Source organism: Solwaraspora sp. WMMD1047 (genome assembly GCF_029626155.1).
Lineage (GTDB): Bacteria > Actinomycetota > Actinomycetes > Mycobacteriales > Micromonosporaceae > WMMD1047.
Window position 1 is genome coordinate 5,732,501 of the sequence record NZ_JARUBL010000001.1, and the last position, 15,491, is coordinate 5,747,991.

A 15,491-nucleotide genomic window follows, 5' to 3' on the forward strand; every position below is an offset into this window, starting at 1 on the left:
CTCCTCTAACTTACCCGGTCGGTTTCGCAGTGTCAAGACCTGAACTTCGTCTTTCTGCTGCTTCGCCCGAGTGTCCCCGCGCTCGCGCCACCAGATCCCTGGTGGGTGCTTGTGTCGGGGGAAACCCGCAGACCGGCCGATGGTCACTTTCGTGACCCATCCGCCCGGCTCCTGCCGGCCTCGAACACTCTACCCGGTTGGCTTCGCGTTCTCAAGTCGGCCTGGACCGGTCGAGCGCACCACCCGGAGCCAGCCTCGCTCGGCGGTGTCCCGCCCCGAGCCTGGCGCTTGCGGTTCCGGCCGTTTTGTCCGGTGTTCCGCGTGCAGAGAGAAAGTTACCCGGCGTCCGCTGGAAGCACAAATCAGCGTCCATCACTGTCTTGCGACCTCGCAGTCGGCCCCGATCTACCCACCTCCACCATGGTGCCGAGCCGTACCCACCCAGCTCGGTCGGCCAGATCCAGCCGGCTCGGTGCGAGCGCGGAGGCCGGCCGGCGTGCCAGAGTGGCAACCATGGCGGTGACAGCGGCTCCGGACCAGGTGGTCGACGAGGGTGCGATGGCGTCCGACGCGCTGTTCGGGCTCCTGCTGCCCTTCTGGCAGCTGGTCATCGGCGGCTTCGTGCTCTTCGTGCTGGTGATGTCGGTCGGCCGGCTGGCCCGTCGCGGTCCGTCCCGGATGACGACGGGCCTGCTCGTCAGCGGAGCCGCCGTGGTCGGCCTCGCGGTGATCGGCGTCCTCCTCGAAGGCCGTTGACCCGCGAAGGCCATTGACCCGCGATGACCACGGGCCCGCGAAGACCACCGGCCATCGCGGCAATCGACAATCGAGGCAGTCGACCCCGCGTCCCTGCCACGCGGGCAGTGCTCCCGGAACGACCGCCCGTGACCGACACCCGTGACCGACACCCGAAGCCAGGCACGCAACCAGCGCCGGCGCGGCGGCACACTAGAGCCGGCGGTTGGCCAGGCTGGGCAGCTCGGCCCGGATGGTGCGCAGCCGCTCCAAATCGAGATCGGCGAACACCACCCCCGGCACGTCGGGCGCCTGGGCCAGCACCGTGCCCCACGGATCGACCACCATGCTGCGGCCGAAGCAGGTCCGGCCCGGATCGTGATCGCCGATCTGGGCGGCCGCCAGGACGTAGCACTGGTTCTCGATCGCCCGCGCCCGCAGCAGCACCTCCCAGTGGTCCCGGCCGGTGTGCAGCATGAAGGCCGCCGGCACCACCAGCACATCCGCCGCACCGGCCACCGCCAGCCGCCGGTACAGCTCGGGGAACCGCAGGTCGTAGCAGATCGAGAGACCCAGCCGGATCTCGTCGACCGGCACCACCACCGGTTCGGCGCCGGGCGCCACGTTCCGGGACTCCAGGTACGAGACCCGGCCGGGGATCTCCACGTCGTACAGGTGGATTTTCCGGTAGGTGGCGGCGAGCCTGCCGGTGCGGTCGAAGACCAGCGAGGTGTTGTAGGTGTGCTCGGGGTCGGGGCCGGCCTCGTGGAAGGAGCCGGCGTGCACCCAGATGCCGAGCCGGCGCGCGACGCCGGCGAAGAACTTGGCGAACTCCCCGTCGACCGGCTCCGGGGCCGGCAGCCCGGCGGACGGGCCGAGGTAGTCGACGTACTCGGGTAGGACCGCGAGGTCGGCGCCGCCGGCGGCGGCCTGGGTCAGCAACTCGGCGGCGGCGGCCAGGTTGGCCTTCCGGTCGTCGCGGGCGTTGAGCTGGCAGACGGCTACGCGCATGCCGGTAGCCTACGGCCGCGCCCGGCTCAGGCCGACTTCTCCTCGCGTTCGCGGCGGGCCCGCCGGCCGGTGAACTCGCGCGGGACGATCGTCGGGTTGACGTTCTCCAGCACGACGTCGCGGGTGATGAGCACCCGGGCGGCGTCGGGGTTGCTGGGCACCTCGTACATCACCGAGAGGAGGACCTCTTCGAGGATGGCGCGCAGGCCGCGGGCACCGGTGCCGCGGAGCATCGCCTGGTCGGCGATCGCCTCCAGCGCCGGCGGGTCGAACTCCAGCTCGACGCCGTCCAGCTCGAAGAGGCGCTGGTACTGCCGGACCAGGGCGTTGCGCGGCTCGGTGAGGATCCGTACGAGCGCCTCGCGGTTGAGGCTGCGCACGTTGGTGATGACCGGGAGCCGGCCGATGAACTCGGGGATCAGGCCGAACTTGAGCATGTCCTCCGGCATCACCTTGCCGAGGATGTCGTCGGTGGAGCGTTCCGAGACGGCCCGCAGGTGGGCGCCGAAGCCGGTGCCGCCCTGCCCGGTGCGCGACTCGATGATCTGGTCCAGGCCGGCGAACGCGCCACCGCAGATGAAGAGCACGTTCGTGGTGTCGATCTGGATGAACTCCTGGTGCGGGTGCTTCCGTCCGCCCTGCGGCGGGACGTTCGCGGTGGTCCCCTCCAGGATCTTCAGCAGGGCCTGTTGGACGCCCTCGCCGGAGACGTCCCGGGTGATCGACGGGTTCTCCGACTTGCGGGCGATCTTGTCGACCTCGTCGATGTAGATGATCCCGGTCTCGGCGCGCTTGATGTCGTAGTCGGCGGCCTGGATGAGCTTCAGCAGGATGTTCTCGACGTCCTCGCCGACGTAGCCGGCCTCGGTGAGCGCCGTGGCGTCCGCGATGGCGAACGGGACGTTCAGCATCCGGGCCAGCGTCTGCGCGAGGTGCGTCTTGCCGCACCCGGTCGGGCCGATCAGCAGGATGTTGGACTTGGCCAGCTCGACGGCGTCGTTACCGGAGCCGGGCGCGCCGGCGGCCTCGGCCTGGATGCGCTTGTAGTGGTTGTAGACCGCGACGGCGAGCGCCTTCTTGGCCTGGTCCTGCCCCACGACGTAGTTGTCGAGGAACTGGCAGATCTCCATCGGCTTGGGAAGCTCTTCCCACTTCACCTCGCCGGACTCGGCCAGTTCCTCTTCGATGATCTCGTTGCAGAGGTCGATGCACTCGTCGCAGATGTAGACCCCGGGCCCCGCGATGAGCTTCTTGACCTGCTTCTGGGACTTGCCGCAGAACGAGCATTTGAGTAGGTCGCCGCCGTCGCCGATCCGTGCCACCTACGTTCTCCCTGCACTCGTCGGCCGGTCGCGCCGGCCCTGGCCCGGAGGCCGCTGCCGGCCTCGTCCGTGTCGATCCCCCGCCGGTCGTGACCGACTGAGCGGTGCAGGACCGACGTTACCCGCTGCCGGGGGTTTCTCCGACCCCCAAAACGGGTGTGTCAGAGGTCGGCCGCCGGATCCGCCCCCGGATCCGGCCGGCCGACCTCTGACCTGAACGCGCTCAGCTCGCGGCGTTGGCCGCGAGCAGACCCTTCTTGCGGCTGGTGAGGATGGTGTCGACCAGCCCGTAGTCGCGGGCCTCCTCAGCCGTCATGATCTTGTCCCGGTCGACGTCCCGGCGGACCTGGTCCGTCGGTCGGCCGGAGTGCCGGGAGATGATCTCCTCCATCTGGCTGCGCATCCGGAGGATCTCGCGGGCCTGGATCTCGATGTCCGAGCCCTGACCGTAGCCGCCCTCGGTGGCCGGCTGGTGGATGATGATGCGCGAGTTCGGCAGGGCCATCCGCTTGCCGGCGGTGCCGGCGGCGAGCAGCACCGCGGCGGCGCTCGCGGCCTGGCCGAGGCAGACCGTCTGGATGTCCGGCCGGACGTACTGCATCGTGTCGTAGATCGCCGTCATGGCCGTGAACGAGCCGCCGGGCGAGTTGATGTACATGATGATGTCCCGGTCCGGGTCGGTCCCCTCAAGCGTCAGCAGCTGGGCCATCACGTCGTTGGCCGACGCGTCGTCCACCTGGACGCCGAGGAAGATGATCCGGTCCTCGAAGAGCTTGTTGTACGGGTTGGACTCCTTGACCCCGTACGAGGTGCGCTCGACGAAGGAGGGCAGCACGTAGCGGGCGTGCACCGACGCGAGCTGCGGAGGGAGAGTCAGGTCAGTCATCGTCAAGCTCCTCAGCTCAGGGTCCCGGCGCCTTCCGGAACCTGATTGGCTCCGGTGATCACCTTGTCGATGAAGCCGTAGTCCCGGGCCTCGGCGGCGGTGAACCAGCGGTCCCGGTCCGAGTCGGCCTCGATCTGGGCCTGGCTCTGGCCGGTGTGGTGCGCCACCCGCTCCTGGAACATCCGCTTGGTGTAGAGCATCTGCTCCGCCTGGATGGCGATGTCGGATGCGGTGCCGCCCATCCCGCCGGACGGCTGGTGCATCATGATCCGCGCGTGCGGCAGGGCGTACCGCTTGCCCCGGGTGCCCGCGCAGAGCAGCAGCTGGCCCATTGACGCGGCCATGCCCATCGCGGTGGTGGACACGTCGTTGTCGATGAACTGCATGGTGTCGTAGATCGCCATGCCGGAGTAGACCGAACCACCCGGCGAGTTGATCCAGAGGTTGATGTCGCGGCTGGGGTCCTCCGCGGCGAGCAGCAGCAGCTGCGCGCAGATGCGGTTGGCGACCTGGTCGGTCACCTCGCTGCCCAGGAAGATGATCCGTTCCTTGAGCAGCCGGTTGTAGACCGAGTCGTCGAGGTTGCCATTCATTGAGTCACCACCGCGGGCCTGGAGCACCCGCAGCGGCATAGCTGGATCGTTCGAAACAGTCATGGCAGCCCTTCGCTCTCCGTACCGTCTTAGGCCCGACACTAACCTCTTACCGGGGCCACAGCGGGTCGCTCCGCGCACTGTTCGCTCTCAGCGCAGGGGCCCGGCGACCCGGCGGTCAGTGCTCGTGGCCGTGCTCTTCCTCGCTGGCGGCGCGCAGCTCGTCCAGGCTCACCGGGTTGCCCGCGGTGTCGGTGATCTTGATGCGCTCCATCACCGTGGAGAGCGCCTTGCCGCGCCGGACGTCGCCGAAGATCGCCGTGGCCGCGCCGGAGCGGACGAGCTGGTCGTAGTACTGCTGCGGGGCCATCCCGGCGCGCTGAGCCCGGTGCATGATCTCGTGGCCGAACTCGTCGTCGGTGACCTGGACCTGCTCGGCGTCGGCGAGGGTGTCGAGCAGGAGCTGGATCTTGACGCCCTCGGTGGCCGCCTCGGTCAGCTCGGTGTCGATCTGCTCCTCGGTCTTCTCCTCGGCGGCGAGGTACTCCTCCAGCGAGGCGCCGATCCGCTCCAGCTGGTCGACCATGGCCTGCTTGCGGTGGTCGACCTCCTCGCGTACCACGCCCTCCGGCGCGGGAATGGAGGCGGCCTCGACGAGCTGGGCCAGCGCCTTGTCTCGGGCGGCGTAGACCTGCTCCAGCCGCTTGGACTTCGCCACCCGCTCGCGCAGGTCGCCGCGCAGCTCCTCAAGGGTGTCGAACTCGCTGGCGAGCTGGGCGAACTCGTCGTTCAGCTCGGGCAGTTCCTTCTCCTTGACGGTGCGCACGGTGACCGCGACGTCGGCGTCGCGGCCGGCGAAGTCGCCGGCGACGAGCTGGGTGACGAAGGTGGTGGAGTCGCCGGCCGCCTGGCCGACAAGCACCTCGTCCAGGCCGGGCAGGAGCTGCTTGCTGCCCACCTCGTGGGAGATGTTGCTGGCCGAGCCGCCCGGCACCTCGGCGCCGTCGACGGTGGCCGCCAGGTCGATCTGCACGTAGTCACCCTCGGCGGCCGGCCGCTCGACGGTCTTGAGCGTGGCGAACCGCTCGCGCAGCCCCTTGACCTGCTCGTCGATCTCGGTCTCGTCGATCTGCACCTCGTCGACGGTCACCTCGACGCCGGACAGGTCGGGAATGGTGATCTCCGGCCGCACGTCCACCTCGGCGGTGAACTTGAGCAGCTCGCCGTCGGTCAGCTCGGTGATCTCCACCTCGGGCCGCCCGAGGGTCTTCACCTCGTGCTCGCGGACCGCCGCCAGCAACTGCTGCGGGATGGCCTCCTGGACCGCCTCGTTGAGCACCGCGCCCCGCCCGACCCGCTGGTCGATCACGTTGCTCGGCACCTTGCCCTTGCGGAAGCCGGGGATGGTGACCTGCTGGCCGATCTCCCGGTACGCCTTCCTGAGGCTCGGCTCGAGCTCGACGAACGGCACCTCGATGGCGAGCCGCACGCGCGTCGGGCTCAGAGTCTCGACGGTGCTCTTCACAGGCGTACTCCTTGCGGATCTCATCACTTGTCTGCGGACTACAGTCGGGGTGGCGGGATTTGAACCCACGGCCCCTCGCTCCCAAAGCGAGTGCGCTACCAAGCTGCGCCACACCCCGTGGCGTCCAGAAGTGTATGCCGTCCGCGACCCGGCCCGCCGCTCGGTTCCCCCGTCGCCGCACCCGGCGTCCGCACCACTCCCCCTCCGCGCCCCCCGCCGCCCCCACCCACCAAGATCATTCCCAGGTACGCGGACAGCCCGACCGCCCCCCGCCGGGCACTCCGGCCCGCCGCTTGCCCGACCCCCCGCCGGACCCGGTACGCTGTCGGTCGCAGGACCGGGCAACCGGCCCTCGCGCGGGCGTAGCTCAATGGCAGAGTCTCAGTCTTCCAAACTGATTGTGCGGGTTCGATTCCCGTCGCCCGCTCCACACCCTCCGGAAGCGCGTCCAACTCCGCGCGCCCCATCAGGACACCGTACGGCCCGCTCATGCGGCCGCCAGATCATGCACCGACAGGTACACACCGTGTTTCCGGAACCCGGCCGGCGCCCATGCCAGGGCATCGGCGCGATGGATGGCCAGTTCGGCTGGGAACCAAGCCCGGCGCAGCACCCGGGTCTCGGCCCACGTCGGTGGAGCAAGATCCGCTTGGGCGAGCAGGTGCTCCGCGAGCGCCGCCAGCAGGGCATCCCACCGTGCGTCCCCGGTCGGTCCAGGCTCGTCCTGCAACAGACCGACCCTGGTGTCGACCGGCTCCCACCGGTACTCCTCCAGGAACTCCCACACCAGCTTCCAGCGGATCCGATCGCTGTCCGCGGACGTGAGGTGGGTCGCCAACGTGGCCAGGCTCATCGGTTCGTAGGAAGTAACCACAGCCCGAACCTCACCTCCGAGCCCGATGAAATTGCCGATCGCAGCGCAACGCCCTTCCGCTGGTGGGCACGGCAACGCCTACAGCTGCCATACCCCGGCCCGCCCGCACCGCGACCCTCGCGATGATCTGAGCGCTACTGCTGTTAAACCTCGCCGATAACAGCAGTAGCGCTCAGATCATCAGCCGTTCGACGCATGACAACCCGGGAAGAGGCTATGCGTGCGGCGTTCTGATTGCCGCCTCGACGCGCAGCCCGATTCCGGTGAGCACGACGAGCAGCGCGAACGCGTGCGGCTCGACCGAACTCCCGTCACCGGCCATCGTCAGCAGCGAGATCGAGAGTCCGACGAGGATCGCCAGGGTGCCGAGCACCCGTGTGCCAGCGACCCGGCGCGCCTGAGAATCCACGCCGCCACGCTACCGGCCTCGACGGGAAGTAGGCGGACTCAGGAGCGCAGTACAGTCCCGGGCGTGGAAGTCACGCCGCTCACTTGGCACCTGATTGTCACGGCCAAGGACGAACGCGCGGCTCAGCGTGTCTTACATCGGGTGTGCGCCACGGTCGGTGACACCGTCGGAGATCGAGTCATCGGGCGTTCCCGGAAGGTCCCGGGGCAGTTCTCCATCGTCTTCACCACCGCGCTTGAGGCTACGACCCCGGCGGGAGCGGTGTTTCAGGCGCTGACGGACGCGCAGCGGTTGGGGGCCGGCTGGATGGTGGCCGGGCCGAACACTCACGGGGATGGACGCTGGTCTTTCGAGATGATCTGCGCTGTGAACGCCAACGGTCGCTTTCTGGTTCCGGGCCTCACGTGGGCACACGTCGAGATCACACCCGCCGGCCAACCGGACGTAACAGCGGCGTCCGGGCCGTGACGATCGCGAGGGCGGTCGGACGTCGTCAAGGTCGGGGCGATCGCTGCGCGGATTTGCCCTGATGCATGTGGTCCGGGCCACTATGAGCCGACGCCACTCCCAACACCGACGTTGAGACGCTTCGTGGTCGCCAGGACGACAATGCAGCGTCTCAACACCTGCGTGTACCTCTATCGGCGTTGCTCTGACGCTCGCCGACGATCCCCGTCCTCGATGGCGTGGCGCACGGTTGTCCGGATCACGAGGTACAGGACGGCCTGTCCAATCAGCCATATGACCAGGGCGAAGAACATCTGCGGGACCGTGGCATCGATCGGCATGGACAGCACGTTAGTTCCAGATCGCGAAGTGGTCAGTCGCGAAGTCGTGCGGAGGCGGCGGTGGTGAAGAGTTGGCCGGAGCCGTGGGGGCGGCTCCGGCCAAATCGGTGTGGGGTGGGGCTACGGGGTGAGGGTTTCGGTGCGGAGGGCGGTGGTGAAGGCGGACCAGGAGGTGGGGCCGAAGGAGAGGGTCGGGCCGGTGCGGTCCTTGCTGTCACGGACCTCGGTGCGGCCGGCGTGCCGGCGGGCTTCGACGCAGGCTCCACCGTTGCCGCCGCTGCGACTCGACTTCACCCAGGGGGTGTCCGGGCTCATCGGTACTCCTCGCTTTCGTACTGCTCGATGGGGGTGGACTGCCGCTGGATCAGATCGAAGATCCGGCGGTACTCCGCAAGTTCGCCCGGACGCTCAAGATAGTGGGCGCCGAGGTGAGATTCGACGTACACGATGTCCGGGTCTTCCGGGTCGGCGAAGTCGAGCTGGATGAAAGGGCTGACCATCGCGGCGTGTGCGCCGGCGGCGAAGGGGAGGACGCGGATGGAGACCTTGACGCGTTGGCCGAGGGTGGCCAGGTGGTCGCGTTGTTCGGCCATCACCTCCGGGCCGCCGACCTCGCGGAGCAGCGCCCCGGCGCCGAAGACGGCGGTGATCCGCGCGGGGTCGGCGCGGTCGAAGTAGGCGAGCTGCCGCTCCAGCCGCAGGTTCACCCGGCGCTCGATCGCCTCGACGGGGGCGGCCGGTTCGGCGGCCCGGAAAACCGCGCGAGCGTACTCGGGGGTCTGCAGGAGGCCGTGAATCAGCTCCGGGTCATAGATCTGGATGTCGCTGGCGGCGGCCTCCAAGCCGACATAGAGCCGGAACCAATCGGGTACGGCGTCACCGTGCGACTCCCACCAGCCGTGCTCGTCGGTGCCGTTGGCGAGCCGCGTCAACGCGTCGGTGACCTCCGGGTCCGCGCCGTAGAACCAGCAGAGCCCACGTACGGTGGTCATCTTGACCGGGCCTTTTCCGCTCTCGATGCGCCAGAGCGTCGTACGCGAACAGACCTTCGCCCGTTCGACCTCCTGCTCGGTACGTGAAGCCTGCTCACGCAGTCGGCGCAGGCGGCGCCCCAACTGGCGGCGGACCACTGTCGGTCCGGTTACCGGCATCTTTCACCTTCCTCTCACCGCGGCCCCGTAACCCGGTCGCGGGCGCCGGAGTGTTTCACGGGGAAACGGTCGGCGCGGGTCGCGGCGGGAATGTTCGGAACACTGTGGATGGCGGGTGGTTGTCGCCATTGATTGTCCCTGATCAGGGCTGGAAATGTGACTCGCGTCCAGCGGGGATTTCACAAATCGCGTGATCATTTCACCGGCCCTGGAGGTCACGATGGGACTGCAGCGAGGAATGCCGATCGGGCGCGACCCGGCGATGGTCCGGCGGGCGCGGAGCGGCAACACGCCCCACCAATTCGGGGTACGGCGCGGCGAGCCGGGCAACGGCAGGCCGGGCGGCGCGGCGGGTGGCGGCGGTGGCGGTGGGTTCGGAGGGCTGGGCGCGGCGGGCGGGTCGGGCGGGTCGCACTATCCGCTGGCGGGGCTGCTGCGCTGCGCGACGTGTCAGCTTCCGCTCGACCCGGTCGACATGCTCGGCGGACGGGCATACGGCTCGCCCTGCGGCTGCCGGCTCACCGTGATCGCCGCCGAGATCCTGGAACGGCTGGTGCTCGACGCGGTGGCGACCCGGGAGCCGGCCGCGGTCGTCGAGGCGGAGCGGGGCGACCCGGCGTGGGTGTTCCGGCGCTTCCTGGCCGAGGTCCGCATCGGCGCCAGCTTCGAGGACCTGGACCTCATCTGGCGTACCTGAGCGCCACGCGGAGGCCGGCGACAGTGCCCGTCAAGCGTCGCCAGTGGGGGTCGGGCGTTCGCCGGCCTTGGCGCGGATCTCGGCCGCCTCGGCGCGTGCGGCGGCCAGGATCCTCTCCGACTCATGTTGGGCCGACGCGACGATGGCTGATGCCTGCTCTTCGCTCAGCGTCAGGATCTGCTCGACTGCGGGACCGAGATCCTTGAATGACAGCCGCTGCTCCGGTGTTGGTCCGGTGCCGTCGATCGTTTCCGGCCCGTCGCTGGACCCGACCATCAGCAGGCCGAGCCCAACCACGATCGCGACCACCGCCGGCCAAAGCAGGCTGATGCCCGACGCCCCGGCCACGGCCACGCCACAGCCCAGACCGAACAACACCCCTCCGAAGACCCTCATCGACGCCTCCACCAGGGACGGCCCACCCCCTGCGGACCTCCCCACCCGAGAGTACGGCCGCAACGCTCGTGGTCGATGCCCCGCGGATCGCCACCGTGGCGGCCCGGCCCTGGGCGATCGCCGAGGGCCGGGCCGTCCTCGTCAGGTCTGCGGGACCAGCAGGTAGGCCCGGCGGGCCGCGTTTCCGCCCTCGTCGCAGGAGAAGGGGCAGAAGTAGCCGGTGATGACGCCGGCCTCGTTGATGTCCGCGGCGGACCGCAGGGTCGCCGTCGGGGGCAGATCCGGGACCCGCTTGTTCAGGTCGACCATCCGGCCGCCCTGCCACAGGAAGGCCCGCTCGCTGTAGTAGTCGGTGGTGACGATCCGGGCCGAGCCGACCACCTGGCCGGCATCGTTGACGGCGTGGGCCTCCGAGTAGTTGCCGCCGAGCGTGCCGAGGTCGCGGATGGTGCCGTTGCGCCACAGAGTGGCGTGCACCTCGCCAGCGGTGTTCTGCGAGGCGCCGACGACGTGACCCCGGTCGTTGATGTCCCGGGCGTAGGTCGACTCGGTAACGCCGCCCAGGGTGCCGAGGTCACGCAGCGCCCCGCCCTTCCAGACGAACGCGTGCAGCGGGCCGTCCGGGGTGATGGCGCCGCCGACCACCTGGCCGGCGTCGTTCACGGCGTACGCGATGCTGTCGGTGCCGAAGCGGCCGGCCTGCCCGCCGAAGGTGCCGAGGTCGATGATCCGGCCGTTGCGCCAGACGACGGCGCGGGTCGGTGCGTCCTGCCGCTCGATCCGGCTGCCCACCACCACCCCGGCGTCGTTGACGTCGTACGCCGCGCTGCCGCTGCCCGCACCGTGGCCGGTGCCGAGGTCGGTCAGGACGCCGTCGGCGTATCGGAAGGCGTGCGGCGGGTCCGTCGCGTTGACGTTTGTGTGGCCGACGATCACACCGTGGTCGTTGACGCCCCGCGCCGAACTGGCGCTGTAGGGGCTGTCGTGGAGGGTGCCGAGGTCGGTGATCTCTCCGTCGGTCCAGGCGAACGCGTGGTGGCCGTAGATGCCGTCGATGGTGGAGACACCGACCACGGTTCCGGCGTCGTTCAGCGCGTACGCGTCGCTGCTGGGCGGGTAGCCGGTGCTGGGCGCACCGATGGTGCCCAGGTCGACGAAGGTGTAAGTGGGCAGCGCGGCGGCGAGCGCCGCACCGGGCGTGGTCGCCGCGCAGACGGCCACCACCGTTAGGCCGGACAGGACTCTGAGTAACCGATTCATCGACAGCCCCTCGTGAAATCTGTAGATGCGTCAATGATCGGCCGCGGGACCGCCACAGGATCTTACGAGCCCCTTACGGCCGCGACATGGGTTGTGCCGATCGGCCGGCGCCCACCATCCCCACCTGCCCTGGCCTGGCATTCCGCCGCCTCCACGGCAACCATCCCCGGGGATTAGACACACGGTGTATAGCCGGTGTGTATAGTGGTTCGCATGTCCGTTGGATTCACTCTGCTGGGGCTCCTGGAAGCCGGCCCCGCCCACGGGTACGACCTCAAGCGGTTGTACGACGAACGGTTCGGCCACGGCCGGGCCCTGCACTACGGCCAGGTCTACGCGACGTTGGCCCGGCTGCTGAAGAACGGCCTGGTCGAGGTGGAGGCCGAGCCCGGTGCCGGGCCGGACCGCAAGCGGTACGCGATCACCGAGGCCGGCGTCACCGACGTGGCCGACTGGCTGGCCCGACCGGAGAAGCCCGAGCCGTACCTGCAGAGCACGCTCTTCACCAAGGTGCTGCTGGCGCTGCTCACCGGCCGGGATGCCGCCGACCTGCTCGACATCCAGCGCGCCGAGCACCTGCGGCTGATGCGCGAGCTGACCAAACGCAAGACCGACGGCGACCTGGCCGACCAGCTCATCTGCGACCACGCCCTGTTCCACCTGGAGGCCGACCTGCGCTGGCTGGAACTCACCGCCGCGCGGCTGGATCAGCTCGCCCGCCGGGTCCACCCCCAACCGGGTCCGCCCGCCGACTCGCTGGCCCGACCCGCCCACTGACCGGATCCACCGACCCGCCGGTACGTCGCCGGCCGGGGCGTACCCCCTGCTCTCGAAGGAGACCTTATGGTCTACCCCGCGCACGACCCGAACCAACCGCTGCTGACGGCAGACGACCTGCACCTGAGCTTCGGCCCTACCGAGGCGCTTAAGTCCGCGTCACTGCGGGTGTACGCCGGTGAGGTGCTGGCGCTGATGGGCCCCTCGGGCTCGGGCAAGTCGACGCTGCTGCACTGCCTGGCCGGCATCCTCACCCCGGACTCCGGCCGGGTGGGTTACGCCGGCCGGGACCTGTCGGCGATGTCGGACGCGGAGCGCAGCACGTTGCGGCGTACCGAATTCGGGTTCGTCTTCCAGTTCGGGCAGCTGGTGCCCGAACTGACCTGCCTGGAGAACGTGGCGCTGCCGCTGCGGCTGGCCGGGCACCGCCGCCGCGAGGCGCAGCGCCGGGCCGCCGAGTGGCTGGCCCGGCTGGAGGTCAGCGACGTCGCGAACAAGCGGCCCGGGCAGGCATCCGGCGGGCAGGGGCAGCGGGTCGCGGTGGCCCGCGCGCTTGTCACCAGCCCGCGGGTGGTCTTCGCCGACGAGCCGACCGGGGCGCTGGACTCCCTCAACGGGGAGCGGGTGATGGAGCTGCTGATCGCCGCCGCCCGGGACACCGGCGCGGCGGTGGTGCTGGTGACCCACGAGGCGCGGGTGGCCGCGTACTCGGATCGGGAGGCCGTGGTCCGCGACGGCCGGGTGCGCGAGCAGGAGTTCGCCCGATGACGGCCGGCGACGCACCGCGACGCGGGACGGCCGGGCGGTGGGTGACCGACCTGGCGCTCGGCCTGCGGATGAGCGTGGCCGGCGGGCGCTCCGGCTGGGCCCGACTCGCGATGATCTCGGCCGGGGTGGGGCTGGGGGTGGCGATGCTCTTCGTCGCCGTCACCGTGCCGGCGCTGTCGGCGGCCCGCAGCGACCGGCTCGCCAACCGGGCGCACGACACCAGCGCGGAGCTGCCGCGCGCCGACGACACGGTGCTCATTGCCGAGGCGAACTCCCAGTACCGGGACCGGACCATCCACGGCCGGCTGGTGCAGCCGGAGGGCGGGCGGGCCCCGCTGCCGCCGGGGGTGACCCGGCAGCTCGCCCCGGGCGAGATGGTGGCATCGCCGGCCCTGGCCCGGCTGCTCGACAGCGACGAGGGGGCGCTGTTGCGCGGCCGGTGGGGTGAACGGGTGGTCGGCACGATCGGCGACGCCGGCCTTGCCGGCCCCCGGGAGTACGCCTTCTACCTGGGCACCGACCGGCTCACCGAGGAGACCGGCACCCGGCTGCGGTCCTTCGGGATCAATCCCGGCGGCGGCGCGATGGACCCGGCCCTGCTGCTGCTGGGCCTGGTCGCACTGGCGGTGCTGCTGGTGCCGATCGTGATCTTCGTGACCACCGCCGTACGGTTCGGCGGCGACGCGCGGGACCGGCAGCTCGCGGCCGTCCGGCTGGTCGGCGCGGACACCGCGATGACCCGGCGGATCGCCGCCAGCGAAACGCTTGTCGGCGCGCTGCTGGGGCTCGTCGTGGGTGGTCTGCTCTACCTGCTGGTGGGGCTGGTCGCCGGCCGGTTCGTACCCGCCGGGATGAGCTACTTCCTGGCCGACTACCGGCCGGTTCCGGTGCTGGCCGTGCTGGTCGTGGTGCTGGTGCCGGTCGTGGCGGTGCTGGTCACCCTCTCCGCGCTGCGGCGGGTGGCGGTCGAGCCGCTCGGCGTGGTCCGGCTCAGCGGGGACCGTCACCGCCGGCTCTGGTGGCGGCTGATCCTGCCGGTGGTCGGGCTGGCGCTGCTCTACCCGCTGCTCGGCGGGCTGCCCGAGCAGGGCAGCGCGTTCCTGGAGTTCCAGGTGCTGACCGGGGTGACCGCGCTGCTGGTCGGGGTCGCGCTGCTGCTGCCCTGGGTGGTGGAGGCGACCGTCCGCCGGCTCGGTGGCGGCGGCGTCGCCTGGCAGCTCGCGGTACGCCGGCTGCAGCTCGACAGCGGCACCGCCGTGCGGGCGGTCTCCGGCATCGCCGTCTCGGTGGCCGGCGTGATCGCGCTGCAGGGGCTGCTCGCCGCCGTCCAGGCCCAGTACACCGCCGAGACCGCGCGGGACAACACCCAGTTCCAGGCCCTGGTGCTGCCCCGGGCCTCCGACCCGGACGAGGACTGGTCGGCCGCGCTCGCCGGCGCGCCCGGGGTCGACGCGGTGGGAGCCCTGACCAGCGTGCGGGCCACCCCGGTCAACGACCCGTCGGGCAGCTACACCTTCATGGATGTGGGTGACTGCGCCGTGCTGCGGCAGATTGCCGAGATCGGCACCTGCGCCGACGGTGACACCTTTGTCGTCTCCGGCGGGTACGAGATGCCTGGTGAGCCCGGCAGCGACTACGCGCTGGGTGAGACCGCCCGACCCTGGACCCTGCCGGCGACCGCCCGCACCGTCCCCGCCAGTGGTGGCATCTTCACGACGGCCGGGGGCATCCTGGCCACCCCGGCAGCGCTGGCCGGCGTCCGGCCGGTCGCCTCCTCAGTGGACGTCTACGTCGCGCTGGACCCCACCGACCCGGACGCCCTGGACCGGCTCCGGAACCAGACCGCCCAGGTCGACCCGACCGCCATGGTGGACCGGATCGAGCGGCGGACCATCGCCGGGGTCCTGGTCAACATCCGGCAGACGCTGCTGGTCGGCGCCGTGGCGCTGCTGGTGCTCATCGGGACCAGCATGCTGATCAACGTGGCCGAGCAGCTCCGCGAACGGCGGCGGCTGCTCGCCGTACTCGTCGCCTTCGGCACCCGGCGTGGCGTGCTGACCCGCTCGGTGCTGTGCCAGGTGGCGATCCCGGTGTCACTCGGGCTGGTCCTGGCCGTCGCCACCGGGACCGGGCTGGCGGCGATCCTGCAGACCGCCGCCAACTCGCCGGTCCGGTTCGACTGGGTGGGCATCGGGGTCACCTCGGCGGCCGCGGCCGCGGTGGTCCTGCTGACCACCTCGGCAAGCCTGCCGCTGCTGTGGCGGCTGACCCGACCGGGCGGTCTGCGCACCGAGTGACC

General features: G+C 70.4%; 17 protein-coding genes and 2 tRNA genes. 7 read left to right on the plus strand and 12 right to left on the minus strand.

The features are described from left to right. Positions 1–513: 513 nt before the first annotated feature. On the plus strand, positions 514–756 hold the full coding sequence (locus O7627_RS26120; RefSeq protein ID WP_278096114.1) for a hypothetical protein: 243 nt from the start codon (positions 514–516) through the stop codon (positions 754–756). A gap of 192 nt (positions 757–948) precedes the next feature. Here the strand turns inward: O7627_RS26120 and O7627_RS26125 are convergent, their stop codons facing one another. The 6 genes from O7627_RS26125 to O7627_RS26150 form a co-directional block, all read right to left on the minus strand. Then, positions 949–1,746, minus strand: a complete 798-nt coding sequence (locus O7627_RS26125) for a carbon-nitrogen hydrolase family protein (protein ID WP_278096115.1) — start codon at positions 1,744–1,746, stop codon at positions 949–951. Positions 1,747–1,772: 26 nt separating this feature from the next. Beyond that, on the minus strand, positions 1,773–3,068 hold the full coding sequence (gene clpX, locus O7627_RS26130) for an ATP-dependent Clp protease ATP-binding subunit ClpX (protein WP_278096116.1): 1,296 nt from the start codon (positions 3,066–3,068) through the stop codon (positions 1,773–1,775). Between the two features lie 223 nt (positions 3,069–3,291). Further along, complete coding sequence (locus O7627_RS26135) at positions 3,292–3,954, minus strand: ATP-dependent Clp protease proteolytic subunit (protein WP_278096117.1); 663 nt, start codon at positions 3,952–3,954, stop codon at positions 3,292–3,294. 11 nt (positions 3,955–3,965) lie between these two features. Next, positions 3,966–4,610 carry an ATP-dependent Clp protease proteolytic subunit gene (locus O7627_RS26140; RefSeq protein WP_278096118.1) on the minus strand — a complete coding sequence of 215 codons (645 nt, stop codon included), beginning with the start codon at positions 4,608–4,610 and terminating at the stop codon, positions 3,966–3,968. A 115-nt stretch (positions 4,611–4,725) separates the two neighbouring features. Continuing rightward, the gene (gene tig, locus O7627_RS26145; protein ID WP_278096119.1) at positions 4,726–6,072 is read right to left on the minus strand and encodes a trigger factor; all 1,347 of its coding nucleotides are present in this window, start codon (positions 6,070–6,072) and stop codon (positions 4,726–4,728) included. A 44-nt stretch (positions 6,073–6,116) separates the two neighbouring features. Beyond that, a tRNA-Pro gene (locus O7627_RS26150) sits at positions 6,117–6,190 on the minus strand. A gap of 238 nt (positions 6,191–6,428) precedes the next feature. Between O7627_RS26150 and O7627_RS26155 the strand changes: the two genes are divergently transcribed. After that, a tRNA-Gly gene (locus tag O7627_RS26155) sits at positions 6,429–6,502 on the plus strand. Between the two features lie 57 nt (positions 6,503–6,559). Here O7627_RS26155 and O7627_RS26160 read toward each other — a convergent pair. Both O7627_RS26160 and O7627_RS26165 read right to left on the minus strand, forming a co-directional pair. Next, positions 6,560–6,946: a hypothetical protein gene (locus O7627_RS26160; RefSeq protein WP_278096120.1), complete on the minus strand. Its 387-nt coding sequence runs from the start codon at positions 6,944–6,946 to the stop codon at positions 6,560–6,562. 214 nt (positions 6,947–7,160) lie between these two features. Next, on the minus strand, positions 7,161–7,355 hold the full coding sequence (locus O7627_RS26165) for a hypothetical protein (protein ID WP_278096121.1): 195 nt from the start codon (positions 7,353–7,355) through the stop codon (positions 7,161–7,163). 63 nt (positions 7,356–7,418) lie between these two features. Here O7627_RS26165 and O7627_RS26170 point away from each other — a divergent pair, with 63 nt between their 5' ends. Continuing rightward, complete coding sequence (locus O7627_RS26170) at positions 7,419–7,823, plus strand: hypothetical protein (RefSeq protein ID WP_278096122.1); 405 nt, start codon at positions 7,419–7,421, stop codon at positions 7,821–7,823. Between the two features lie 440 nt (positions 7,824–8,263). Here the strand turns inward: O7627_RS26170 and O7627_RS26175 are convergent, their stop codons facing one another. Both O7627_RS26175 and O7627_RS26180 read right to left on the minus strand, forming a co-directional pair. After that, complete coding sequence (locus tag O7627_RS26175; protein WP_278096123.1) at positions 8,264–8,458, minus strand: DUF397 domain-containing protein; 195 nt, start codon at positions 8,456–8,458, stop codon at positions 8,264–8,266. Beyond that, positions 8,455–9,294 carry a helix-turn-helix transcriptional regulator gene (locus O7627_RS26180; RefSeq protein ID WP_278096124.1) on the minus strand — a complete coding sequence of 280 codons (840 nt, stop codon included), beginning with the start codon at positions 9,292–9,294 and terminating at the stop codon, positions 8,455–8,457. Before O7627_RS26180 ends, O7627_RS26175 begins: the two co-directional genes overlap by 4 nt. Positions 9,295–9,514: 220 nt before the next feature. On the opposite strand from O7627_RS26180, the gene O7627_RS26185 reads away from it, so the two are divergent. Continuing rightward, a complete protein-coding gene (locus O7627_RS26185; protein ID WP_278096125.1) occupies positions 9,515–9,991 on the plus strand; it encodes a zinc ribbon domain-containing protein in 477 nt (158 codons plus the stop codon). A gap of 30 nt (positions 9,992–10,021) precedes the next feature. Here the strand turns inward: O7627_RS26185 and O7627_RS26190 are convergent, their stop codons facing one another. Together O7627_RS26190 and O7627_RS26195 are read right to left on the minus strand one after the other, a co-directional pair. Next, positions 10,022–10,387 (minus strand): hypothetical protein, encoded by a 366-nt coding sequence (locus tag O7627_RS26190; protein WP_278098571.1) that lies wholly within the window; start codon positions 10,385–10,387, stop codon positions 10,022–10,024. A 141-nt stretch (positions 10,388–10,528) separates the two neighbouring features. Next, positions 10,529–11,647, minus strand: coding sequence for a hypothetical protein (locus O7627_RS26195; RefSeq protein ID WP_278096126.1), 1,119 nt, complete (start codon positions 11,645–11,647; stop codon positions 10,529–10,531). Positions 11,648–11,860: 213 nt separating this feature from the next. On the opposite strand from O7627_RS26195, the gene O7627_RS26200 reads away from it, so the two are divergent. From O7627_RS26200 to O7627_RS26210, 3 genes are all read left to right on the plus strand, one after another. After that, positions 11,861–12,424 (plus strand): PadR family transcriptional regulator, encoded by a 564-nt coding sequence (locus tag O7627_RS26200; protein WP_278096127.1) that lies wholly within the window; start codon positions 11,861–11,863, stop codon positions 12,422–12,424. A 66-nt stretch (positions 12,425–12,490) separates the two neighbouring features. After that, positions 12,491–13,192: an ABC transporter ATP-binding protein gene (locus O7627_RS26205; RefSeq protein ID WP_278096128.1), complete on the plus strand. Its 702-nt coding sequence runs from the start codon at positions 12,491–12,493 to the stop codon at positions 13,190–13,192. After that, positions 13,189–15,489 carry an FtsX-like permease family protein gene (locus tag O7627_RS26210; protein ID WP_278096129.1) on the plus strand — a complete coding sequence of 767 codons (2,301 nt, stop codon included), beginning with the start codon at positions 13,189–13,191 and terminating at the stop codon, positions 15,487–15,489. Before O7627_RS26205 ends, O7627_RS26210 begins: the two co-directional genes overlap by 4 nt. Positions 15,490–15,491 lie beyond the last annotated feature (2 nt).